Origin of the sequence: Amycolatopsis sp. NBC_01286, from assembly GCF_035982555.1 — a bacterium.
In the GTDB taxonomy this organism is placed as follows: domain Bacteria; phylum Actinomycetota; class Actinomycetes; order Mycobacteriales; family Pseudonocardiaceae; genus Amycolatopsis.
Genome location: NZ_CP108428.1, coordinates 2,813,194 through 2,834,139 on the forward strand (window position 1 = coordinate 2,813,194; position 20,946 = coordinate 2,834,139).

Genomic DNA, 20,946 nt, shown 5'->3' on the forward strand with positions numbered 1-20,946 from the left:
CCGGTGCGGACCGGCCCCGGTACCCTGCGGTGACAGACGACCGATTTCCAGGGGGTACCCGCAGTGCACATCGATCAATGGCTGGAGGCGATCCCGCCGATCTCGGTGTACCTGATCGTCGCCGCGGTGATCATGATCGAGAGCCTCGGCATTCCGCTGCCCGGCGAGATCGTGCTGGTCAGCGCCGCGTTGCTGGCGTCGCAGCACAGCAACCTGAACCCGCTCTGGATCGGCGCGCTGGCCAGCGCCGGCGCCATCGTCGGCGACAGCATCGGTTACCTGATCGGGAAGACCGGCGGGCAACGGCTGTTCGCCTGGGCGGGCCGGAAATTCCCGAAGCATTTCGGGCCGACGCACATCGCCAACGCGGAACGCATCTTCAACAAACGCGGCATGTGGGCCGTGTTCCTCGGCCGGTTCATCGCGTTCCTGCGGATCCTCGCCGGCCCGCTCGCCGGGTCGCTGAAGATGCACTACCCGAAGTTCCTGATCGCCAACGCGCTCGGCGGCATCGTCTGGGCGGGCGGCACCACCGCGCTCGTCTACTACCTCGGCGTCGTCGCCGAGAAGTGGCTCGGCAACTTCTCCAAGTACGGCCTGGTCGCCGCGATCATCATCGGCGTCGTCGTCTTCTTCGTCATGAAGAAGCGTCTCGGCCAGAAGCACGAGGGTGAAGAAGAGACGCCGCAGGAGAAGCAGGAAGCGGCTTCCTAGACCGGCACTTCCTCCGGCAGCAGCTCGGGATCGGGCTTGCGCGCGGACTTGAGCGAGCCGAGGAGAACGCCGCCGATCACGACCACGGCGGCGGCGATCTCCAGGCCGCTCGGCCGCTCGCCCAGCAGCAGGAACGACGCCGTCAGCCCGACCACCGGCACCAGCAGCGAAAACGGCGAGACGACGCCGGCCGGGTTGCGGCGCATCAGCGTCGTCCAGATGCCGGAGCCGACGATCGTGCCGAACAGCACGACGTAGGCCAGCCCGCCGAGCGCGGTCAGCCCGGTCGGCGTGCCCAGCGTCGTCAGCGCGTGCCACTGCGCCGCCGGACCCTCCATGATCAGCGACAACGCGAACATCGGCAGCGGCGGGACCACGGACATCCACAGCGTGAAGTGCAGCGGGTTGTCCGGCTCGGCCCGCCGCGTGCTCAGGTTGCCGAACGCCCAGCTCAGCGCGGCCAGCACGGTGAGCACCATCGGCAGCAGCGCCGCGTGCCCGGACTGCTGCCACGCGATCGCCGTCATCCCCGCGACGGCCAGCAGGATCCCGGCCAGCTGCCGCGCGGTGACGCGTTCCCGCAGGAAGACGGCGCCGAGCAGCACCGTGAACGGCGCCGACGCCTGCAGCACCAGCGACGCGAGCCCGGTCGGCATCCCGGTGTCCATCGCGATGAACAGGAACGCGAACTGCCCGGTGCCGAAGCCGAGCCCGTAACCGAGCAGGTGCCGCACCTTCACCTTCGGCCACGGCACGAACAGGATCGTCGGCACGGCGATCACGGCGAACCGCAGCGCGCCCGCGAACACCGGCGGGAACTGCCCGAGCGTGGCGTGGATGGCCAGGAAGTTGAGGCCCCAGAGGACGGCGACGAACATGGCCAGCAGACGGTCACGGGTGGGCATGCCTCCACTCTGACAAGACCGACCGTGAAGGACCAGCGAGAATATCTGCAGGAATCGTGTAGCCGCGCTTCACGTACGCTGACGCCGTGGATCTGGGTCGCCTGCGCACGCTGCGGGAGTTCGCCGACCGCGGGAGCGTGACGGCCGCCGCTCGCGCGCTGCACTGCACGCCGTCCGCGGTGTCGCAGCAACTGCGTGCGCTGCAGGGCGAAGTCGGCCTGCCGCTCACCGAGCCGGCGGGCCGCGGCCTGCGGCTGACCGACGCCGGCCGCGCGCTGGTCGCCCGGGCCGACGAGGTGCTGGCCGCGCTGGAGCGTGCCGAGTCCGAACTGGACACCTACCGCAGCGCGCCGCGTGGGCGCGTGCGCGTCGCGATCTTCCAGTCGGCCGGGCTGATGCTGCTGCCGGGCCTGCTCACCCGCGTCGCCGGGTACGAGGGCCTGGAGATCGACGTCCGGGACGTCGACATGACGCCACCGGAGGTGCCGGGCCTGGTCGCGGACTACGACGTCGTCGTGGCGCACCGCGACGAGCACGCGCCGGAGTTCGACGCCGGCCGCCTCGACGTCGTCCCGCTGCTGCGCGAACCCCTCGACGTCGCGCTCCCGGCCGGGCACCGGCTGGCGAACCGGCGCCGCGTCGAGCTGCCGGAGCTGGCCGACGAACGCTGGATCAGCGTCGACTTCGGCTTCCCGGTGGACGACGTGCTGCGCTCGCTGACCGTCCGCACCGGCGTCCGGCCGGTGGTGGTGCAGCGGATCAACGACTTCCGGATCACCGAACGGCTGGTCGCGGCCGGGCACGGCATTGCGCTGCTGCCGCGGTACACGATGGACACCCGCCGCGGCAGCGGCCTGATCGGCCGGCCGCTGGCCGGGATCCGCGCGGCGCGCCTGGTGGAGGCGGTCTGCCGCACCGGCGCCCTGCAGCGTCCGGCAGTGGCCCAGGTGATCGAAGAGCTGCGCGCGGAGGTCGCCCAGCTCACCGGCTCGTGAGTGGTTAGGGCGGTTAGAACCGCCCTAACCACTCACGACGTGCTGTGGGCGCGGAGGTGGGCGACGGCGATGTGCAGCGCGTCCTCCAAAGCCGTCAGGTCGCCGCGGATGTGGGCCAGCAGCAGGCCGCCCTGGACGCACGCCATCGCGGCCTGGGCCAGCCGCGCCGGGTCGGCGCCGGCCGCGAGTTCGCCCTGGTCGCGTAGCCGTTCGAGGCCGCGGGTCAGGTGGGATTCCCAGGTCCGGTAGGCCTGGTCGAGCAGCGGCCGCACCTTCGGGTCGTCGCCGAGTTCGCCGGCGAGGTTGCCGAGCGGGCACGGGATCGGCGCCGCGGCGCGGCGCTGGACGTCGAGCAGCTGCTCGACCCAGGTGTCGAAATCGGCCCACGACGCCAGCGTGAAGATCGCGGGCTGGTTGCCGAGGATCTCCGTCAGATAGCGGTCGATCACGGCCTCGACCAGCTGATCCTTGTTCTTGAAGTAGTGGTACATCTGCGATTTCCCGGCCCCGCTCGCGGCGAGCACCTTGTCGACGCTCGTGCCCGCGACGCCGTGGACGTACATCAGCTCCGCCGCCGCGTCGACGATCGCGTCGCGGGTCCGCTGGCCACGCGCGGTCGTGGCCGCTGCTTGCGTCTCCATGTACCGAATAGTACAGTCAGCTCCACTGTACCGATCAGTACAACGAACGGGGACCCAAGTGGGGAACGACCTGAAGAGCGGACTGGACGGCGTCAAGGACTACGGCCGGAGCGCGTTGCCGCCGGAGGTGTTCACGGTCTTCGAGGCCGACATGGCCCGCGCGGCCGACGAGACGAAGTTCGCCGAAGCCGGGGTCACGATCGAGGACTTCACACTGCCGGGCGCGAACGGCGAACCCGTCAGCCTGGGGCAGCTCGTCGCCGACGGGCCCGCGGTGCTCGTGTTCTACCGCGGCGAGTGGTGCCCGTTCTGCAACCTGACGCTGCGCACCTACCAGCAGGAAGTCGTCCCCGAGCTGGCGAAGCTCGGCGCGACGCTGGCCGCGATCAGCCCGCAGACCGCGGACGGCTCACTGACCACGCGGGAGAAGAACGAACTCGACTTCGCGGTGCTGTCGGATGTCGGACACGTCGTCTCGCGGCAGCTCGGGCTGACGTTCCGGGTGTCGGACGCCGTGCGCGAGGCGATGAGCTCGATCGGCACGGACCTGGGCCAGGTCAACGGCACCGGCGAATGGGAGCTGGCGTACCCGGCGGTCGTCGTGGTCGACCGGGACCGCACGATCCGGTACGTCGACGTCCACCCGGACTACACGACGCGCACGGAGCCGGCGGCGATCATCGAAGCCGTCAAATCGCTCTAGCTGTTACAACCGGGGCTCCGCCCCGGGCCGGGGGCTCCGCCACCCGGACCCCCCTGAAGCAGCGCCGCGTTTGACGCTGTAGGTGATCACCGAACCCAGGACCAAGGCGACGCCGAGGGAGAGCAGCATGCTGATCCCGGGTTCGGTGATGATCTGGCCGCCCGCGTAGCCGAGGAAGGCGACGTAGGACGTCCAGAGTGTGACGCCGACGGCCGACGCGGTGAAGAACTCCGCCATGGGCCACCGGAGGGAGCCGGCGAGGAGGGCGCCGACCGTCCCGCCCGACGGCAGCCAGCGGGCCACCACCAGCACCGGTCGCGGGTGGCGCTGCAGGCGGCCGTCGAGCCAGCCGATGCCGGCGGCGATCTTCTTCCGCCGGCTCAACCGATCCAGCGCCGCCCGGCCACCGAACCGGCCGAGGGCGTAGAGCGCCTGGTCGGAGGCCAGGCACCCGGCCGTGGCCACGGCGATCACCAGCGCCAGCGACGTCCCGCCCTGTGCCGCCGCGATGCCCATGCCTAGGAGTGTCACCTCGGTGGGCAGCAGCGGCACCAGCGAGACGACGAACAGCACCAGCAGTCCTGCCGTAGTCGCGTCCACACCTCCATTAACCGCCCGCGCGGCCCGGATGAATCCCGATCAAGGGGGACTCACAGGAAGCCGACAGCTCTTCCACAGATTGGGTGAACCATGTCAGGAGTTGTCATGGTTCGGAGTGATCGTGAGGTCATGAGCACCGAATCGAACACCCTGTCCGGAAAGGTCGCGCTGGTCGCCGGCGGCACCCGCGGCGCGAGCCGGGCGATCGCGGTCGAGCTGGGCCGCGCGGGCGCCTTCGTCTACGTGACCGGCCGCAGCAGCGGCACCACGAAGTCCGAAGTGGACCGTCCGGAGACCATCGAAGAGACCGTCGAGCTGATCGAGCAGGCGGGCGGCCAGGCCGAGGCCGTCCGGGTCGACCACCTGGAGCCGTCGGAGGTCGCGGCGCTGGCGAAGCGGGTAGACGCCGCACACGGCGGCCTCGACATCCTGGTCGACGGCATCTGGGGCGGCGACCAGCACCTGGGCTGGGGCAAGCCGGTCTGGGAGCACGACCTCGACGCCGGCCTGCGCATGATCCGCCTCGGCATCGACGCGCACCTGATCACCGGCCACCACCTGCTGCCGCTGCTGATCCGCCGCCCGGGCGGCCTGGTCGTCGAGATGACCGACGGCACCGCGGAGTACAACGCGAACTACCGCGAGGGCACGTCGCTGCCGTTCTACGTCGCGAAGGCGTCGGCGCACCTGCTGGCAAAGGGCGAAGCGGCGGAGCTGTCGGCGCACGAGTGTACGGCGGTCGCGTTCACGCCGGGCTATCTGCGCTCGGAGGCGATGCTGGACATCTACGGCGTCACGGAGGAGAACTGGCGCGACGCGCTGGAGAAGACCCCGCACTTCGCGATCTCGGAGTCCCCGACCTTCTGCGGCCGCACAGTGGCGGCCCTGGCCGCGGACCCGAAGCGGCACCGGTGGTCCGGGCAGACGGTGAGCAGCGGCCAGCTGGCGCGGGAGTACGAAGTCGACGACACCGACGGCAGCCGCCCGGACGCGTGGCGCTACATGGTCGAGGTGGTCGACGCGGGCAAGGAGGCGGATACAACGGGCTACAGGTGATCGCCGGGGCCTGTGGACTACCCGCTGTTGCGGGCTGCGACCTCGGTGCCGATCGCCGCGAGCGCGGCCCGGATCTCCGGCGGCGTCACGACTTCCACGCCGGGGCTCAGTGCGATCAGCTGGCCGAGGCCGATCTCGGTGCTTTCCAGGGCCAGTTCGGCTTCGGCCCAGCCGTCGGCTGTCGGCTCGGCCAGCGATACCACCGTGTGGGCCAAGTCTTCGGCGCCGAACACGCGTCGCAGGCCGCGTACCGCTGCTCGGTTCAGTCGGGCTGTCACCCGCAATGGGCGGTCTACCTGCTCGAACGTCGCCGATGCCGCGCGCCACCAGCCCGCCAGGTCGAAATCCGGTGGCCGCTCGAAGTGCGCTTCCAGCTCGGCGGCCGTCAGGATCCGGGACACGCGGTACGTGCGGCGCGCGTCGTCGTCCGGCACGGCGGCGACCAGGTACCAGACGCCCGCCTTGAGCACGAGACCCAGCGGTTCGAGCACCCGATCGGCCACCTTGTCGCGGCGCCGGTAGGTGATCGCGATCCGCCGTTGCGCCCAGACCGCACGGGCCACCGTCGCCAGCTCGGGCGAGGAGTCCGCGGCGCCGAACCAGCCCGGCGCGTCCAGGTGGAAGCGGCCCGCGACGAGCGCGGCCTGCTCGTGCAGCTCCGGCGGCATCCCCGCCGACACCTTGGCCCGCGCCGCGCTGCCCGCAGTGTCGAGGCCGAGCCCGGCCAGCGCCTCCGGCACGCCCAGGGCGAACAGCGCGACGGCTTCCCGCGCGGTCAAGCCGTCCAGGCCCGCGCGCCAGCCGTCGACCAGGCGGAAGCCGCCGTGCCGGCCCGGCTCCGTCCACAGTGGAACGCCGGCGTCGCGCAACGCCGTCAGGTCGCGGTGCATGGTGCGTTCGGAGACGCCCAGCTCCTCGGCGAGTTCAGCGGCGGTCGCGCTGCGCCGCCGTTGCAGCGTGAACAGCAGCGCGACCAGCCGCTCGGCCTTCACCGGTTGGCGCGGTTCACCGCCGAGACGACGGCGCGCAGCGACGCCGTGACGATCGACGGGTCGATCCCGATGCCCCAGAACACCCGGTCCGAGATCGCGCACTCGATGTACGACGCGGCGCGCGCGTCGTCGCCCGGCGAGAGCGTGTGCTCGGAGTAGTCCAGCAGGCGCAGGTCGAAGCCCACCGTCGAGAGCGCGTCGAAGAACGCCGCGATCGGCCCGTTGCCGCGGCCGGTGACCTCGTGCTCGTCGCCTTCTACGCGCACCGTCGCGGTGATGTCGTACTCGCCGTCACCGTTGTCGCGGACGTGCTGGCGCACCAGCTCCAGCGGCGTCTTCAGCTCCAGGTACTCGGCCGAGAAGGCGTTGTACATCGTGGTCGGGTCGACCTCGCCGCCCTCGGTGTCGGTGTAGCGCTGGATGACCTTCGAGAACTCGATCTGCAGGCGCCGCGGCAGGTCGAGCTGGTGCTCGGCCTTCATGATGTAGGCGACGCCGCCCTTGCCGGACTGCGAGTTCACCCGGATCACGGCCTCGTACGTGCGGCCGACGTCCTTCGGGTCGATCGGCAGGTACGGGACCTCCCACGGGTACTCGTCGACCGGCACGCCCTGCTTGCCGGCGGCGTCCTTCAGCGCGTCGAGACCCTTGTTGATCGCGTCCTGGTGCGAGCCCGAAAACGCGGTGAACACCAGGTCGCCGCCCCACGGCGAGCGCTCGGGCACCGGCAGCTGGTTGCAGTACTCGACCGTCCGCTTGATCTCGTCCATGTCCGAGAAGTCGATCTGCGGGTCGATGCCCTGGCTGTAGAGGTTCATGCCCAGCGCGACCAGGTCGACGTTGCCGGTGCGCTCGCCGTTGCCGAACAGGCAGCCCTCGATCCGGTCCGCGCCGGCCTGGTAGCCCAGCTCGGCGGCGGCGATGCCGGTGCCGCGGTCGTTGTGCGGGTGCAGCGACAGGATCACCGAGTCGCGGCGCGCCAGGTTCCGGCTCATCCACTCGATCGAGTCGGCGTAGACGTTCGGCGTGGCCATCTCGACGGTCGCCGGCAGGTTCAGGATCACCGGCTTCTCCGGCGTCGGCTGCCAGATCTCGGTGACGGCGTTGCAGACCTCGAGCGCGTACGACAGCTCGGTGCCGGTGTAGGACTCCGGCGAGTACTGGAAGCGGAAGTCGGTGTCCGGCTGCTTCGCGGCCAGCTCGACGACCAGTTCCGCGGCCTGCGTCGCGATCTTCTTGATGCCTTCGCGCTCCTCGCGGAAGACCACGCGGCGCTGCAGGATCGACGTCGAGTTGTAGATGTGGACGATCGCGCGCGGCGCACCTTCGAGGGCCTGGAACGTCCGCTCGATCAGCTCGTGGCGGCACTGGGTCAGCACCTGGATGCTGACGTCGTCCGGGATGGCGCCCTCTTCGATGATCTCGCGGACGAAGTCGAAGTCGGTCTGCGACGCGGCCGGGAAGCCGACCTCGATCTCCTTGTAGCCCATGCGTACGAGCAGGTCGAAGAACTTGCGCTTGCGCGCGGGCGACATCGGGTCGATCAGGGCCTGGTTGCCGTCCCGCAGGTCGACGGCGCACCACAGCGGCGCGCGGTCGATGCGCTTGTCCGGCCAGGTGCGGTCGGGGACGTCGATGTTCTCGATCAGGTCGTACCAGGGGCGGTAGCGGTGCACCGGCATGGACGTGCCGCGCTGGGTGTTCCAGGCGGGCTGATCAGCGGGCGCGGTGCGAGAGGGTTTGCGGATGCGCGAACTCATGGAAAGGGTTCTCCTGAAAAACGGGTGCGGACGACCGGCACCACGAAGCCCCGCGACGGGGAGCCGGTCCGGTCAGGCCCCGTCGCGGCAGCGAAGCAGGAGAGCACGCGCCACGTACCCACCATAACCATCGAGCGAGGCCGGGGGGAAGTGAGGTCGCGATCCAACCGTTACTTCTCATCCGCCATCCGAGTTACCAGCGGGTAGCAATCGGCCCAGTGCCGTGCGAAACTGCGGGCATGGCTGAACACGCAGAGTCGTCGGCGTCTTCGGAGGACACGGAGACGCGCGTCGCCCGCCGGGCACCCGTCGACTGGCGTCGCGCCGGGGGCAAGGTGGCCAACGCGGTGGCGTCGATCGTGCGCTGGGTGGGCTTGGTCTTCGCCGCGATCCTGGTGATTCACGTGATCTTCACGGTCGGCTCGGCCAACCCGGACAACGGCATCGTCTCGTTCGTCCACTCCTGGGCGGACGGCTTGGCGCTGGGCTTCAGCGACCTGTTCACACCCACCGACGCCAAGCTGCGGGTCCTGGTGAACTTCGGCATCGCGGCGATCTTCTGGCTCGTGGTCTCGGGAATCCTGGCGAAGGTGATCCGCCGGGTGGGCGGCGGTTCCTGATCTCACGGTGATCACGATCGGCTGAACCGGGGCGCGACCTCGTAACGCAGTGTCGTCGCCAGGCGACATCAGCACGCCGGAAGGGGTGCTGATCATGTCCGTTTCACAGCCTGTCGCGACGGTGCCGAGTGCGGTTGTCCGCCTCGGGAGCCGTTGGTACTTCGTCGTCACCATCGCCACGATCGGGTTCTTCGCGTGGGTTCCGTTCGTGCACGCCGCCGTGCGGCTGGGCCGGAAGTCGCTCTACGTCAAGGCCGCGGTCTTCGGGGTGGCGGCCGCGCTCATGGGCGTGCTGACGTCCCTCGCCCCGAAGGACGCCGCGGGCAAGGTCGTGGGATCGACCGGGAACCTGCTGACGTCGATCGCGGTGGTCCTCGGACTCGTCGTGGTCGCCGTCGGCTGTGTGCAGCAGGCCAAGCTGCGCCGGGAAATCCTGCGCCAGGTCCCCGGTGAGCGCCTCGACGGCCCCGATCCGGCGCTCGCCGCCGCGCTGGCCGCGCGTGATCGCCGCACCGAAGCCCGGAAGCTCGCCACCGAGGATCCGCTCATCGCGCGTGACCTGCGGGTCGGCCGGCCCGATCTGCCGCGGATCTACGACGACGGCGGCCTCGTCGATCTCAACAACGCGCCAGCAGATGTGATTGCGTCGGTTTGCGGGCTCGATGCCGCTACCGCCGAAGCCATAGTCGACATCAGGGCGACCGTGGGCGGGTTCGCCGCCGTCGACGACGTCGGCGCCGTGGTGCCCTTCGGGACGCTGGACCGCATCCGCGACCGGGCCGTGGTCCTGCCGGTCTAGAGCGCCGGGTTGCCCCACTTTTCGGTGAACGCGAACTCCTCCAGCGGGATCCGGACCCGGTCCGCCCGCTCGCGCTCGATCCGCCAGTCCTCCTCCAGGACGTCCGGGTGCGCCGGCGAACCGACCGCGATCGCCACCTTCGGGACCGCGTCCGCGGGCAGTGAGAACGTCGACTGGACCGCCTCCGCCGAGAAGCCCGCCATCTGGTGGGCGATCAGCCCCAGCTCCACCGCCTGCAGCACCAGGTTCTCCGAAGCCAGCCCCAGCCCGTACTCCGTGTAGGGGACTTCGCCCTTCGCGTTCGTCGTCACCATGACGCCGATCAGCAGCAGGCTCGCCCGCCGGGCCCACGCCTGGTTGCCCGAGTTGAGCGTCGCCAGGATCGCGTCGAACGCCGGCGTGCCGCGGACGCCCACCAGGTACCGCGCCGGCTGGGTGTTGCCGAACGACGGTGCCCAGCGGGCCGCCTCCAGGAGGGCCCGCAGCTGGTCCGGGGTGACGACGGCAGACGCGTCGTAGGCCCGCGGGCTCCAGCGCTCGGCCATCAGGGAGGCGATCGGGATGCTCGTCACAGCTGGTTTGCGCACGATCGAAAAGCTACAGCGGCGCGAAGCGCCTCCGCTGAGGGTGGTGGCGGGGGCATGGATGGAGGTACCGAGGAGTGCGCTGCATCACTCGGAAGGAAGGGCTCCGCGCATTTCCTTGGTGTTACGGAAGATTTACTTCCGCGCCGCCCCGGACCGGTGGCCGGCGCCACTCGATGGTGTGGCAGGCCGCTGAACCCCCGGTAGGCTCCTTCTCAACTATGGGACGCGGGGGCTCTCCGGTGCCCACCAGGGAGCAGACCCGGCCCGTCGAGGAGGTTCGGGCGTGGCCCTCGTGGTCCAGAAGTACGGCGGATCGTCGCTGGAAAGTGCCGACCGGATCAAGCGCGTCGCGGAGCGGATCGTCGCCACCAAGAAGGCCGGCAACGACGTCGTCGTGGTCTGCTCGGCGATGGGTGACACCACCGACGAGCTGCTCGACCTGGCGCAGCAGGTCAACCCGGCCCCGCCGGAGCGGGAGATGGACATGCTGCTCACCGCGGGTGAGCGCATCTCGAACTCGCTGGTCGCCATGGCCATCGCGGCCCAGGGGGCCGAGGCGTGGTCGTTCACCGGTTCGCAGGCCGGCGTCGTCACGACGTCCGTGCACGGCAACGCGCGCATCATCGACGTCACCCCGAGCCGGGTCACCGAGGCCCTCGAGCAGGGTTACGTCGCGCTGGTGGCGGGGTTCCAGGGCGTCGCGCAGGACACCAAGGACATCACCACGCTGGGCCGCGGCGGTTCGGACACCACCGCCGTCGCGCTGGCCGCCGCGCTGAACGCCGACGTCTGCGAGATCTACTCCGATGTGGACGGTGTGTACTCGGCGGACCCGCGCATCGTGCCGGACGCGAAGAAGCTCGACGTCATCCCCTACGAGGAGATGCTGGAGCTGGCCGCCAGCGGGTCGAAGATCCTGCACCTGCGGTCGGTCGAGTACGCGCGCCGCTACGGCGTCCCGATCCGAGTCCGTTCTTCCTACAGTGACAAGCCGGGCACCACGGTGACCGGTTCTATCGAGGAGATCCCCGTGGAACAAGCGCTGATCACCGGTGTCGCGCACGACCGCTCCGAAGCCAAGATCACGGTCACCGGGGTACCGGACCACGCCGGTGCGGCGGCCCGGATCTTCCGCGTGATCGCCGACGCCGAGATCGACATCGACATGGTGCTGCAGAACGTGTCGAGCACCGTCTCCGGCCGCACCGACATCACCTTCACGCTGTCGAAGGCCAACGGCGCCAAGGCCGTCAAGGAGCTGGAGAAGGTCAAGGCCGAGATCGGCTTCGAGTCCGTGCTCTACGACGACCACGTCGGCAAGGTCTCGCTGGTCGGCGCCGGGATGCGGTCGCACCCGGGTGTCACGGCGACGTTCTGCGAGGCGCTGGCCTCCTCCGGCGTCAACATCGAGATCATCAACACCTCGGAGATCCGCATCTCGGTGCTGATCCGGGACGCCCAGCTCGACGACGCCGTGCGCGCGATCCACGCCGCGTTCGAGCTCGGTGGCGACGAAGAAGCCGTGGTCTACGCGGGGAGTGGTCGCTGATGGCGGACGGGCTGCGGGTCGGGGTGGTCGGCGCGACCGGCCAGGTCGGCGCGGTGATGCGCAAGCTGCTGGCGGAGCGGGAGTTCCCGATCGCCGAGCTCCGGTACTTCGCTTCGGCGCGCTCGGCGGGGTCGAAACTCCCGTGGCGCGACAGCGAAATCACGATCGAAGACGCGTCCACGGCGGACCCGTCCGGGTTGGACATCGCGCTGTTCTCCGCGGGCGGCTCGACGTCGAAGGCGCAGGCGCCGCGGTTCGCCGACGCCGGCGTCACGGTAATCGACAACTCCTCGGCGTTCCGGATGGACCCGGACGTGCCGCTGGTCGTCAGCGAGGTCAACCCGGAGGCCATCAAGGAAGCGCGGAAGGGGATCATCGCGAACCCCAACTGCACGACCATGGCCGCGATGCCGGTCCTCAAGCCGCTGCACGACGAGGCCGGCCTGGTCCGGCTGGTCGCGTCGACCTACCAGGCGGTGTCCGGCAGCGGGCTGGCCGGCGTCGACGAGCTGGCCGGCCAGGTTCGCGCCGGAGCGGAGCACGCGGCGCTGCTGACGCACGATGGCGCGGCGATCGCCTTCCCCGCGCCGAACAAGTACGTCCGCCCGATCGCGTTCAACGTCCTGCCGATGGCGGGGTCCATTGTGGACGACGGCGAGCTCGAGACGGACGAGGAGAAGAAGTTCCGCAACGAGAGCCGCAAGATCCTGAGCATCCCAGGGCTGGGCGTGTCCTGCACCTGCGTGCGGGTCCCGGTGTTCTCGGGGCACTCGATCTCGGTCAACGCGGAGTTCGCGCAGCCGCTGACGGTCGAGCGCGCGACGCAGCTGCTGGCCCACGCGCCGGGCGTCGAGCTGTCCGACATCCCGACCCCGCTGCAGGCGGCGGGCAACGACCCGAGCTACGTCGGCCGCATCCGCGTCGACCAGGGCGTCGGGGGCGGCCGCGGGCTCGCGTTGTTCATCGCGAACGACAACCTGCGCAAGGGTGCGGCGCTGAACGCGGTGCAGATCGCGGAGCTGATCGCGCAGCAGTAGGTCCACAGTGGACGACAACTGACTGTGTTCACTGAAAACTCGCTTGGTGGTTTCGCGGTGCCCGGGAGATCCTGGGCACCGCGAAACCATTTCCAGGGGAGGAAATCATGTACACGGCTGTCGACGGTGCCCGCGTGCCGATTCGGATGTGGGCTGATCCCGCGTCCGTCGAAGAGCAGGCCATGCGGCAGCTGCACAACGTCGCGAACCTGCCGTGGGTGCACGGGGTCGCCGTGATGCCCGATGTGCACTACGGCAAGGGGGCGACCGTCGGCAGTGTCATCGCCATGCGCGACGCCGTTTCGCCCGCCGCGGTCGGTGTCGACATCGGGTGCGGGATGAGCGCGGTGCGGACGTCGCTGACCGCGGCCGACCTGCCCGATGACCTCGGGAAGCTGCGCCGCCGCATCGAGAACACCGTGCCGGTCGGGTTCGGGCTGCACAAGACGCCCGTGAACCCGGCGAAGGTGCACGGTGTCGGTGGCTGGGACGCGTTCTGGAAGGGCTTCGGCGAGCTGCACACCGGCGTCCAGGAGCTGCACGACCGCGCCGCGCGGCAGATCGGGAGCCTCGGCGGTGGGAACCACTTCATCGAGGTCTGCCTCGAGCAGGATGGCGCCGAAGAAGGCCGCGTCTGGCTGATGCTGCACTCGGGTTCGCGCAACATCGGCAAGGAGCTCGCGGAGCGGCACATGGCCGTCGCGCGGAAGCTGCCGCACAACGCCGACCTGCCCGACCGGGACCTCGCGGTGTTCGTCGCGGGCACCCCGGAGATGCAGGCGTACCGGCGCGACCTGTTCTGGGCGCAGGACTACGCGGCGCGCAACCGCGCCACGATGGTCGCGCTGGTGAAGCTGGCGCTGGCGGACGTCGTGCCGGGCACGACCTTCGACGACGCCATCTCGTGCCACCACAACTACGTCGCCGAAGAGACCTACGACGGCGTCGAGCTGCTCGTCACCCGCAAGGGCGCGATCCGCGCCGGCTCGGGTGACCTGGGGATCATCCCGGGCAGCATGGGGACCGGTTCGTACATCGTCCGCGGGCTCGGCAACGAGTCGTCGTTCCAGTCGGCGTCGCACGGCGCCGGCCGCCGGATGTCGCGGACCAAGGCGAAGAAGCTCTACACCGCGGACGACCTGGCGGCGCAGACGGCGGGCGTCGAATGCCGCAAGGACTCGGGCGTCGTCGACGAGATCCCGGCGGCGTACAAGGACATCGACTCGGTCATCAGGGCCCAGACCGACCTGGTCGAGGTCGTCGCCCACCTCAAGCAGGTGGTCTGCGTCAAGGGCTGAGCGGTACCTTGGGTGATATGACCAGTTGGGGGAGGACGGCCGCGTTGCTGGCCGGGGCCGCACTGCTGCTGAGCGGGTGCGATCAGGTCAGCGACGCGGTCGACCAGGGCAGCAAGACCGCGGACAAGGTCGGCGCCTGCGCCGAGGCGCTCGGGCTGGCGGACCTGAATCCGCTCGTCGACCCGCAGCGGCTCAAGGAGCGGGCCGCGGACAAGGCGCAGCGGCTGCGCGCGCTGGCCGGGAACGTCGGCGACCAGGACGTCAAGAACGCGCTCCTCGGCATGGCCGACTCCTACGTCGAGGTGCAGAAGGAACACATCGAGGACGCCGGCGTCGTGGCCCGGTGGGCCAAGCGCAACGTCGGCAAGCTCGACGCGCTGCGCACCGCCTGCAGCTGACCGGTCGTGAGTGGTAATGCGGGTTAGAACCCGCATTACCACTCACGACGGCCTCAGCAGGACTCCGCGAGCGCGGCCACCGGCGCCGGGGTGGGCCTGCGGGGCCGGCGTAGGCCGACCAGGCCCGCCGACGCGATCACCAGCCCGCCGATGCCGGCCGCGGCGAAGCCCCAGGCCGGGCTCGAGTGGTCGATCGCGAAGCCGACCACCGGGCTGCCCGCCGCGAGGCCGAGCCGGGTGAACCCGTCCATCAGCCCCATCGCCTCGCCGCGCACCCGCGGCGGCGCGAGCCGGCTGACCGTCTCGGTGGTCGCGGCCAGCGTCGGCGCGCAGAGCAGGTTCGTCGGGATCAGCACGAGCGTCAGCAGCCACCACGGCTGTTCGGCGAGCCCCACCGGCACCACCAGCAGCGCGAGCAGCAGCATCAGCACGCCCTGGGGCAGCGACCGCTTCACCGACCCGTGCACGATGCCGCCGGTGATCGACGCGGCGCACATCACCGCGATCACCAGCCCGGTCACGCCGATGTCGCCGTGCGCGCGCAGGGTCGCGAGTGTCGCCAGCTCGGTGCCGACGAGCACGAACAACGCGCCCGCGGCGACCATCAGCGTGCCCACCAGCCTGCCGGTCAGCCAGCTGCGCAGCGGCGGCCGGGCTGTGGCCACCCCCAGGTCGGCGGCGTCGCGGATCGGCGGGTTCACCAGCCAGATCAGGAACGCCGTGCCGCCGAAGAGCATGCCGAGCGCGCTGAGCGTCCACGTCGGTGAGAACGCGGTGATCGCCGCGATCCCGGCCGCGGGGCCGATCATGAACGTCGCCTCGATCGAGATGGTGTCGAGCGAGTACGCCGCCCGGCGCTCCTCGACCGGGACGAGCGTGGCCAGCACCTGGCGGGCCAGCGAGCCCGCGGGCACCGAGAGCATCCCGGCCGGGACGGCGACCGCGGCGAGCGCTTCGAACGGCAGGTGCGGCGCGAGGATCCAGAACGCCGTGGTGCCGGTGCCGCAGACGGCGACGATCGGGCGCAGCCCGTACTTGTCGAAGGCGCGGCCGAGCAGCGGCGCCCCGAGGGCCATCCCGAGCGTGACGCCGGCGCCGACCAGCCCGGCGGCGCCGTAGCCGCGGCCGAGCCCGGTGACGACGTACAGCGTCAGCAGGACGCCGTTCATGGTCATCGGCAGCCGGGCCAGGAACATCATGGCCATCGTCGAGGGGACGCGGGGGACGGAGAGCACCCGGCGGTAGGGCTGCAGAGGCACGCCTCGATGAGAACCCAAGGTGGTACGCGCGTGCAACTTATTTCTCGGACCTGGCGCCCGGACAACATGACAGCTACTCTCATTTGGTAGTCACTACCAAATGGGGGTCACTATGAATCAGCTGTACCCACGCAGGTGGTGGGCGCTCGGGGCGCTCGCGGTGAGCCTGCTGACCGTCGGCCTGGACCTGACCGTGCTGAACGTCGCCGTGCCGACGCTGGCCGTCGACCTCGGTGCCACGACCACGCAGCTGCAGTGGTTCGGCAACGCCTACACGCTGGCGCTGGCCGCGCTGCTGCTGCCGGCGGGCCTGCTCGGCGACCGGTTCGGGCCGAAGAAGCTGCTGCTCGGTGCGCTCGCGGTGTTCGGGCTGGCGTCGCTGTGGTGTGCCTACGCGGGTTCGCCCGGCGAGCTGATCGCCGCCCGGATCCTGCTCGGCGTGGGCGCCGCGTTCCTGATCCCGTTGTCGCTCTCGCTGCTGAACATCCTCTTCCCGCCGGAGGAGCGGGCGCGGGCGCTGACGACGTGGGTGCTGGCGACGTTCGTCGGCATCCCGCTCGGCCCGCTGCTCGGCGGCTGGCTGCTCGACCACTTCGCCTGGGGCTCGGTGTTCCTGATCAACGTCCCGCTGACGGTCGTCGGCCTGGTCGCGGTGCTGCTGCTGGTGCCGCTCACCCGCGGCTCCGGCCACGGCGGGATCGACTACCCGGGCATCGCGCTGTCGGCGGCCGGGCTCGTCGCGCTCACCTACGGCTTCGTCCACGCGGGCGAGCACGGCTGGGCCGACCCGGTGACGTACGGGCTGCTCGGGCTCGGCGCCGTCCTGCTCGCGGTGTTCGTCCGGGAGCAGACGCGGGTGGCCGCGCCGCTCGCCGACCTCGCGCTGTTCCGGGAGCCGCGGTTCGTCTGGGGCGCGGTGCTCGCGACCGTCGCGTCGTTCGCGTTGATGGGCCTGCTGTTCGTGCTGCCGCAGCTGTTCCAGGCGGTGCAGGGCGCCGACGCGCTGCAGACCGGGGTGCGGCTGCTGCCGCTGATCGGCGGGATGCTGGTCTCGGCGAAGATCGCCGAGCGGCTGGTCGCCGCGTCCGGCGTCCGCGTGGTCGTCACCGGCGGGTTCGTGCTGCTCGCGGCGGGTCTGGGCTGGGGTGCGACGGCGCCGGCCGCGGCCGGGTACGGCCTGACCCTCGGCTGGGAGATCGTCATCGGCCTCGGCACCGGGTGCACCCTGCCGCCGCTGATGTTGATGGCGATGGGCGCGCTGACCGAGGGCCGCTCGGGCGCGGGTTCGGCGTTGATCCAGGTGCTGCGCCAGGTCGGCGGCACCATCGGCGTCGCGGTACTCGGCACGGTCCTCAACGGCGTCTACCGCGACGGCGTCGCCGTCGCGGGGCTGCCCGCGCCGGTGGCCGACGCGGCCCGCGGGAGCGCGTCCGCCGCGGTCGCCGTCGCGGCGAAGCTGCACCTGCCCGCGCTGGCCGATTCCGCGCGGGCCGCGTTCGCCGACGGCATGGCCGCGACGCTGTGGGTCTGCGCCGGGCTCGGCGTGGCCGGTGCGCTGCTGGCGGTGCTCTTCCTGCCCGGCCGCGCGGCCGCCGGGACCGAGCCGCGAGAATCGGAGCATGACGTCGTCGCCGGCTGAGCCCACGGGGTTGCGAGAGCGCAAGAAAGCCAAGACGCGGGCCGCGATCCAGCGGCACGCGTTGCGGCTGTTCCGGGAGCAGGGCTACACGGCCACGACGGTCGACCAGATCGCGGCCGCGGCGGAGATCTCGCCGAGCACCTTCTTCCGGTACTTCCCGACGAAGGAGGCGACGGTCCTCTACGACGCCCTCGACCCGATGATGGTCGAGGCCGCGCTGGCCCAGCCGCCCGAGCTGAGCTTGATCGGCGCGCTGCGGGCGACGTTGCGCGACGTCTACGAGGCGCTGCCGGAGGACGCCTGGCAGGACGAGCGCGAGCGGCAGCTGCTGGTGTTCAACGAGCCGGAGCTGCGCGCCCCGATGTTGGAGCAGTACGGCGCCGGCATCGACCTGCTCGCCGACCTCGCGGCCCGCCGCGCCGGCCGGTCCGCGACCGACTTCGAGGTGCGCAACTGGGCGGGCGCCGTGGTCGGCGTCGTGCTCGCGGCGTTCTACACCGCCGGCGGCGACCCGGACCTGCTCCTGAACTCGCTCGACGAGGCCTTCGCGCATCTGGAGGCGGGCCTCCCGCTCTGAAGCATTTTCCGGTTCGTGCTCCCACCACGGGGAACGGCGTTTTCGGCGCACCTTTGTGAGTGGCGGTGCGAGCGTGGGAGACGCCCTTCTGGAGCAGTCGCGACACGCGGTCCTACGGAGTGATGAAGCCAATAGATCACCGGTTACGCTCGAACGAGTGGCCGAACTGTTCCATAGTGGACGGTCGTGACCCCTGGTGACAAACGGGATCGGTTCGGATGATCTTCAGGGGTATTGGCAAGGTTTCGGCGTTAATCAATTGCGGGCGAGTTCGCCGTTTCCGCATCCGGCACGTAAGGGTTGGAAAACGTCACCAACCGGTGAGAGGGTGGCTTATCTCCGATACGGCGGGTATCGCTTTAACCCGTCAGGTCTCCCGAGGCCAGGAGGTAAAAGGTATGAAAGGCAAGTTCGGGCGGTCCATCGCCCTGGTAGCCGCCGGCAGTCTGCTGGCAGTCGCGACGGCCGGTGTCGCCGCGGCGAGCCCGGACGGGGGCAAGGGTTCCTCCAGCACCCAGGCCCTCGCCGCGCAGGTGCTGCAGATGCGTGACGACCTGACCAAGGTGGCTTACGCGGGCAACGTCGGCGCGACCCGGTCCGACCTGGGGCAGATGAGCCCGGTGATGTCGGACATCGCCGCCGGGAAGCGCTACACGATCCAGACCGACACCCAGCAGCTCGCCGGGCTGGCCAAGGGCCGCGCGGACGAGTCCGTCCGGCTGCTGACCGACCCGACGGCCAAGGCGCGCCAGCTGCCGCCGTTGCCGCTGCCGATCCCTTCGCTGCCGGACCTGCCGGGACCGCTGAAGATCGTCAGTGACCTGGTGAAGGCGCTGCTGGGCGCGGTAACGGGCATCCTCGGCGGCCTGCTCGGCGGGCTCCCGGTGCCGCCGTTGCCGCTGCCGGTACCGCCACTGCCCGCGGGCTGAGCTATCGGAGAAACAGGGGGACCCGGAGCCCGGCGGCGGACATTCCTCCGCGCCGGGCTCCGGGTCGTTTCCCGGGGCGCCGGTCAGTCCTCAGTGGACGGATCCGGTCCCGCGTCAGTCGCGAATGGACAGACCCTGGCGCAACGCTCCCGCCGTCTCGGCGAGGGCTTCGCGGAACCTCGTGCCCACGCCCGTGAAGTTGATGAACCCGTGGATCAGGTCCTCGTGGCGGCGCAACGCCACCTCGACCCCGGCGTCGGCGAGTTTCTTCGCGTACGCCTCACCTTCGTCGCGCAGCGGGTCGAAGCCCGCCGTCACGACCAGGGCCGGCGGGAGGCCGCTCAGGTCGTCCGCGCGCAGCGGGGAGAGGCGCGGGTCGGTCAGGTCGCTGCCCTTCGGCACGTAGTGGCCTTCGAACCACTTCATGTGCACGTCGGTGAGGAACAGGTTCTCGGCGAACAGGTCCTGCGAGCGGTAGCGCTGCGCGAAGTCGGTGGCCGGGTAGATCAGCAGCTGGAACGCCGGTGCCGGGCCGCCGCGCTTGACGGCCTGCTGGGCCGTCACCGCGGCGAGGTTGCCGCCCGCGCTGTCGCCGCCGACCGCGATGCGGGCCGGGTCGGCGCCGAGGTCGCCCGCCTTGGCGTGCGCGAAGTCGAACGCGGCCAGCGCGTCGTCGGCGGCCGCCGGGAACGGGAACTCCGGGGCCAGCCGGTACTCGATCGACAGCACCCGCACCCCGGCGTGCTTGGCCAGGAAGCGGACGGCGTTGTCGTGGCTGGCGCGGGTGCCGATCACCCAGCCGCCGCCGTGGAAGAACACCAGCAGCGGCGACTTCTCCGGCAGCCCGACCGGCGTGTAGAGCGTCGCCGGGAGATCGCCGTCCGGGGTCGGCACCGAGAGTTCGCGCACCGAGACGGGCTCGATCGACTTGCCGCTCACCAGGTGCCGGCCGACGTCGAGCAGGGCACGGGAGCTGTCGACCGAGCCCTGGACCAGCTCCGCGCCGGAGAGCTTCTGCAGCCGCAGCAGCAGCTGGGCGTCGAGGGCGAGGTCCTGGCCGTCGAGGCGCACCGGGCGCCCGGCCACCGCCCGCCGGACCGGCTCGGGTAGCCAGAACACGAGCTGGGACGCGGCGGCCTGGACGCGGACCGGGAGCGGGATCGCCATCGTTGCCTCCTGTGCATCGGTGCCGCCCAGATGTTACTTGTCAGTAGGTAGCTGGTCCAGTGGGACACCGGCTGTGACCTGGACCTCCGTCCCAAAGTCTGGTCCTCCACTTAAGTGGAGGGGTTAGCCTGGAAAGCGTGACTTCAGCCAAGACGGTCAATGTGCTCGGGATCGGCGGCTCTCTGCGCGAGGGCTCGCAGTCCGAACGCGCGCTGCAGATCGCGCTCGCCGCCGCGGCGGAAGTCGGCGTCCGGACGCGGCTGCTCTCCGGCCCGGACCTGGTGCTGCCCTTCTACGACGCGGGTGAGCCGGCGCGCGACGAACGCGCGATGCAGCTCGTCGACGCCGTCCGCCACGCCGACGGGCTGATCGTCGTCTCGCCGGGCTACCACGGCGCGCTGTCCGGCCTGGTCAAGAACGCCTTGGACTACGTCGAGGACCTCCGCGACGACGCCCGCCCCTACCTCGACGGCCGCGCCGTCGGCCTCGCCGCCGTCGCGTACGGCTGGCAGGCCGCGGTCACCACGCTCGAGCAGCTGCGCACGATCACGCACGCGCTGCGCGGCTGGGCCACCCCGCTGGGCGGTTCGATCAACTCGGCCGAGACCAAGTTCGACGACGGCGGCGGCGCGTCCGACGAGAAGAGCACCCGCACGCTGCGGCTGATCGGCCGTCAGGTCGCCGAGTTCGCGGTGTCGCGCCACTCCTGAGCGTTTCGCCC

Annotated in this window: 22 protein-coding genes; 14 read left to right on the plus strand and 8 right to left on the minus strand. The window is 70.7% G+C overall.

Annotation, left to right across the window (positions count from 1 at the left end):
• The first annotated feature begins 63 nt into the window (after nucleotides 1-63).
• Nucleotides 64-714, plus strand: coding sequence for a DedA family protein (locus OG570_RS13725; protein ID WP_326956741.1), 651 nt, complete (start codon nucleotides 64-66; stop codon nucleotides 712-714).
• Here OG570_RS13725 and OG570_RS13730 read toward each other — a convergent pair.
• Complete coding sequence (locus OG570_RS13730) at nucleotides 711-1,619, minus strand: EamA family transporter (protein WP_326956742.1); 909 nt, start codon at nucleotides 1,617-1,619, stop codon at nucleotides 711-713. The genes OG570_RS13725 and OG570_RS13730 overlap by 4 nt on opposite strands.
• 86 nt (nucleotides 1,620-1,705) lie before the next feature.
• On the opposite strand from OG570_RS13730, the gene OG570_RS13735 reads away from it, so the two are divergent.
• Nucleotides 1,706-2,614 carry a LysR family transcriptional regulator gene (locus OG570_RS13735; protein WP_326945035.1) on the plus strand — a complete coding sequence of 303 codons (909 nt, stop codon included), beginning with the start codon at nucleotides 1,706-1,708 and terminating at the stop codon, nucleotides 2,612-2,614.
• Nucleotides 2,615-2,646: 32 nt separating this feature from the next.
• On the opposite strand, the gene OG570_RS13740 is transcribed toward OG570_RS13735, so the two are convergent.
• On the minus strand, nucleotides 2,647-3,255 hold the full coding sequence (locus OG570_RS13740) for a TetR/AcrR family transcriptional regulator (protein WP_326956743.1): 609 nt from the start codon (nucleotides 3,253-3,255) through the stop codon (nucleotides 2,647-2,649).
• 58 nt (nucleotides 3,256-3,313) lie between these two features.
• Between OG570_RS13740 and OG570_RS13745 the strand changes: the two genes are divergently transcribed.
• Nucleotides 3,314-3,958, plus strand: a complete 645-nt coding sequence (locus tag OG570_RS13745; protein WP_326956744.1) for a peroxiredoxin-like family protein — start codon at nucleotides 3,314-3,316, stop codon at nucleotides 3,956-3,958.
• A 3-nt stretch (nucleotides 3,959-3,961) separates the two neighbouring features.
• On the opposite strand, the gene OG570_RS13750 is transcribed toward OG570_RS13745, so the two are convergent.
• Nucleotides 3,962-4,558, minus strand: coding sequence for a DedA family protein (locus OG570_RS13750; RefSeq protein WP_326956745.1), 597 nt, complete (start codon nucleotides 4,556-4,558; stop codon nucleotides 3,962-3,964).
• A gap of 129 nt (nucleotides 4,559-4,687) precedes the next feature.
• On the opposite strand from OG570_RS13750, the gene OG570_RS13755 reads away from it, so the two are divergent.
• Nucleotides 4,688-5,614 carry an SDR family oxidoreductase gene (locus tag OG570_RS13755; protein WP_326956746.1) on the plus strand — a complete coding sequence of 309 codons (927 nt, stop codon included), beginning with the start codon at nucleotides 4,688-4,690 and terminating at the stop codon, nucleotides 5,612-5,614.
• Between the two features lie 17 nt (nucleotides 5,615-5,631).
• Here OG570_RS13755 and OG570_RS13760 read toward each other — a convergent pair whose 3' ends face one another.
• Together OG570_RS13760 and leuA are read right to left on the minus strand one after the other, a co-directional pair.
• Complete coding sequence (locus OG570_RS13760; protein WP_326956747.1) at nucleotides 5,632-6,606, minus strand: helix-turn-helix transcriptional regulator; 975 nt, start codon at nucleotides 6,604-6,606, stop codon at nucleotides 5,632-5,634.
• Nucleotides 6,603-8,366, minus strand: a complete 1,764-nt coding sequence (leuA, locus tag OG570_RS13765) for a 2-isopropylmalate synthase (protein WP_326956748.1) — start codon at nucleotides 8,364-8,366, stop codon at nucleotides 6,603-6,605. The genes OG570_RS13760 and leuA overlap by 4 nt, the downstream gene beginning before the upstream one ends.
• Nucleotides 8,367-8,605: 239 nt before the next feature.
• Between leuA and OG570_RS13770 the strand changes: the two genes are divergently transcribed.
• Both OG570_RS13770 and OG570_RS13775 read left to right on the plus strand, forming a co-directional pair.
• Entirely contained in the window at nucleotides 8,606-8,986 is a 381-nt protein-coding gene (locus OG570_RS13770; protein WP_326945028.1) for a hypothetical protein, read from the plus strand.
• Nucleotides 8,987-9,080: 94 nt separating this feature from the next.
• Entirely contained in the window at nucleotides 9,081-9,785 is a 705-nt protein-coding gene (locus OG570_RS13775; RefSeq protein ID WP_326956749.1) for a ComEA family DNA-binding protein, read from the plus strand.
• On the opposite strand, the gene OG570_RS13780 is transcribed toward OG570_RS13775, so the two are convergent.
• Complete coding sequence (locus OG570_RS13780) at nucleotides 9,782-10,372, minus strand: nitroreductase family protein (protein ID WP_326956750.1); 591 nt, start codon at nucleotides 10,370-10,372, stop codon at nucleotides 9,782-9,784. The two genes, OG570_RS13775 and OG570_RS13780, sit on opposite strands and share 4 nt — an antisense overlap.
• A gap of 283 nt (nucleotides 10,373-10,655) precedes the next feature.
• Here OG570_RS13780 and OG570_RS13785 point away from each other — a divergent pair, with 283 nt between their 5' ends.
• From OG570_RS13785 to OG570_RS13800, 4 genes are all read left to right on the plus strand, one after another.
• Nucleotides 10,656-11,921 (plus strand): aspartate kinase, encoded by a 1,266-nt coding sequence (locus OG570_RS13785; RefSeq protein WP_326945025.1) that lies wholly within the window; start codon nucleotides 10,656-10,658, stop codon nucleotides 11,919-11,921.
• The gene (locus tag OG570_RS13790) at nucleotides 11,921-12,958 is read left to right on the plus strand and encodes an aspartate-semialdehyde dehydrogenase (protein WP_326945024.1); all 1,038 of its coding nucleotides are present in this window, start codon (nucleotides 11,921-11,923) and stop codon (nucleotides 12,956-12,958) included. Before OG570_RS13785 ends, OG570_RS13790 begins: the two co-directional genes overlap by 1 nt.
• 107 nt (nucleotides 12,959-13,065) lie before the next feature.
• Nucleotides 13,066-14,256, plus strand: a complete 1,191-nt coding sequence (locus tag OG570_RS13795; RefSeq protein ID WP_326945023.1) for an RtcB family protein — start codon at nucleotides 13,066-13,068, stop codon at nucleotides 14,254-14,256.
• Nucleotides 14,257-14,273: 17 nt separating this feature from the next.
• A complete protein-coding gene (locus OG570_RS13800; protein WP_326945022.1) occupies nucleotides 14,274-14,654 on the plus strand; it encodes a hypothetical protein in 381 nt (126 codons plus the stop codon).
• Nucleotides 14,655-14,707: 53 nt separating this feature from the next.
• Here OG570_RS13800 and OG570_RS13805 read toward each other — a convergent pair whose 3' ends face one another.
• Nucleotides 14,708-15,850 (minus strand): MFS transporter, encoded by a 1,143-nt coding sequence (locus OG570_RS13805; protein ID WP_326960016.1) that lies wholly within the window; start codon nucleotides 15,848-15,850, stop codon nucleotides 14,708-14,710.
• Nucleotides 15,851-16,025: 175 nt separating this feature from the next.
• Here OG570_RS13805 and OG570_RS13810 point away from each other — a divergent pair, with 175 nt between their 5' ends.
• The 3 genes from OG570_RS13810 to OG570_RS13820 all read left to right on the plus strand — a co-directional run bounded on the left by OG570_RS13810 (nucleotide 16,026) and on the right by OG570_RS13820 (nucleotide 19,058).
• Nucleotides 16,026-17,552 carry an MFS transporter gene (locus tag OG570_RS13810; protein WP_326956751.1) on the plus strand — a complete coding sequence of 509 codons (1,527 nt, stop codon included), beginning with the start codon at nucleotides 16,026-16,028 and terminating at the stop codon, nucleotides 17,550-17,552.
• Nucleotides 17,533-18,129 carry an acyl-CoA-like ligand-binding transcription factor gene (locus OG570_RS13815; protein ID WP_247058911.1) on the plus strand — a complete coding sequence of 199 codons (597 nt, stop codon included), beginning with the start codon at nucleotides 17,533-17,535 and terminating at the stop codon, nucleotides 18,127-18,129. Before OG570_RS13810 ends, OG570_RS13815 begins: the two co-directional genes overlap by 20 nt.
• Nucleotides 18,130-18,527: 398 nt before the next feature.
• Nucleotides 18,528-19,058, plus strand: a complete 531-nt coding sequence (locus OG570_RS13820; protein WP_326956752.1) for a hypothetical protein — start codon at nucleotides 18,528-18,530, stop codon at nucleotides 19,056-19,058.
• A 114-nt stretch (nucleotides 19,059-19,172) separates the two neighbouring features.
• Here the strand turns inward: OG570_RS13820 and OG570_RS13825 are convergent, their stop codons facing one another.
• Nucleotides 19,173-20,225, minus strand: a complete 1,053-nt coding sequence (locus OG570_RS13825) for an alpha/beta hydrolase (RefSeq protein WP_326945019.1) — start codon at nucleotides 20,223-20,225, stop codon at nucleotides 19,173-19,175.
• A gap of 137 nt (nucleotides 20,226-20,362) precedes the next feature.
• On the opposite strand from OG570_RS13825, the gene OG570_RS13830 reads away from it, so the two are divergent.
• The gene (locus tag OG570_RS13830; RefSeq protein ID WP_247058908.1) at nucleotides 20,363-20,935 is read left to right on the plus strand and encodes an NADPH-dependent FMN reductase; all 573 of its coding nucleotides are present in this window, start codon (nucleotides 20,363-20,365) and stop codon (nucleotides 20,933-20,935) included.
• Nucleotides 20,936-20,946: the final 11 nt, after the last annotated feature.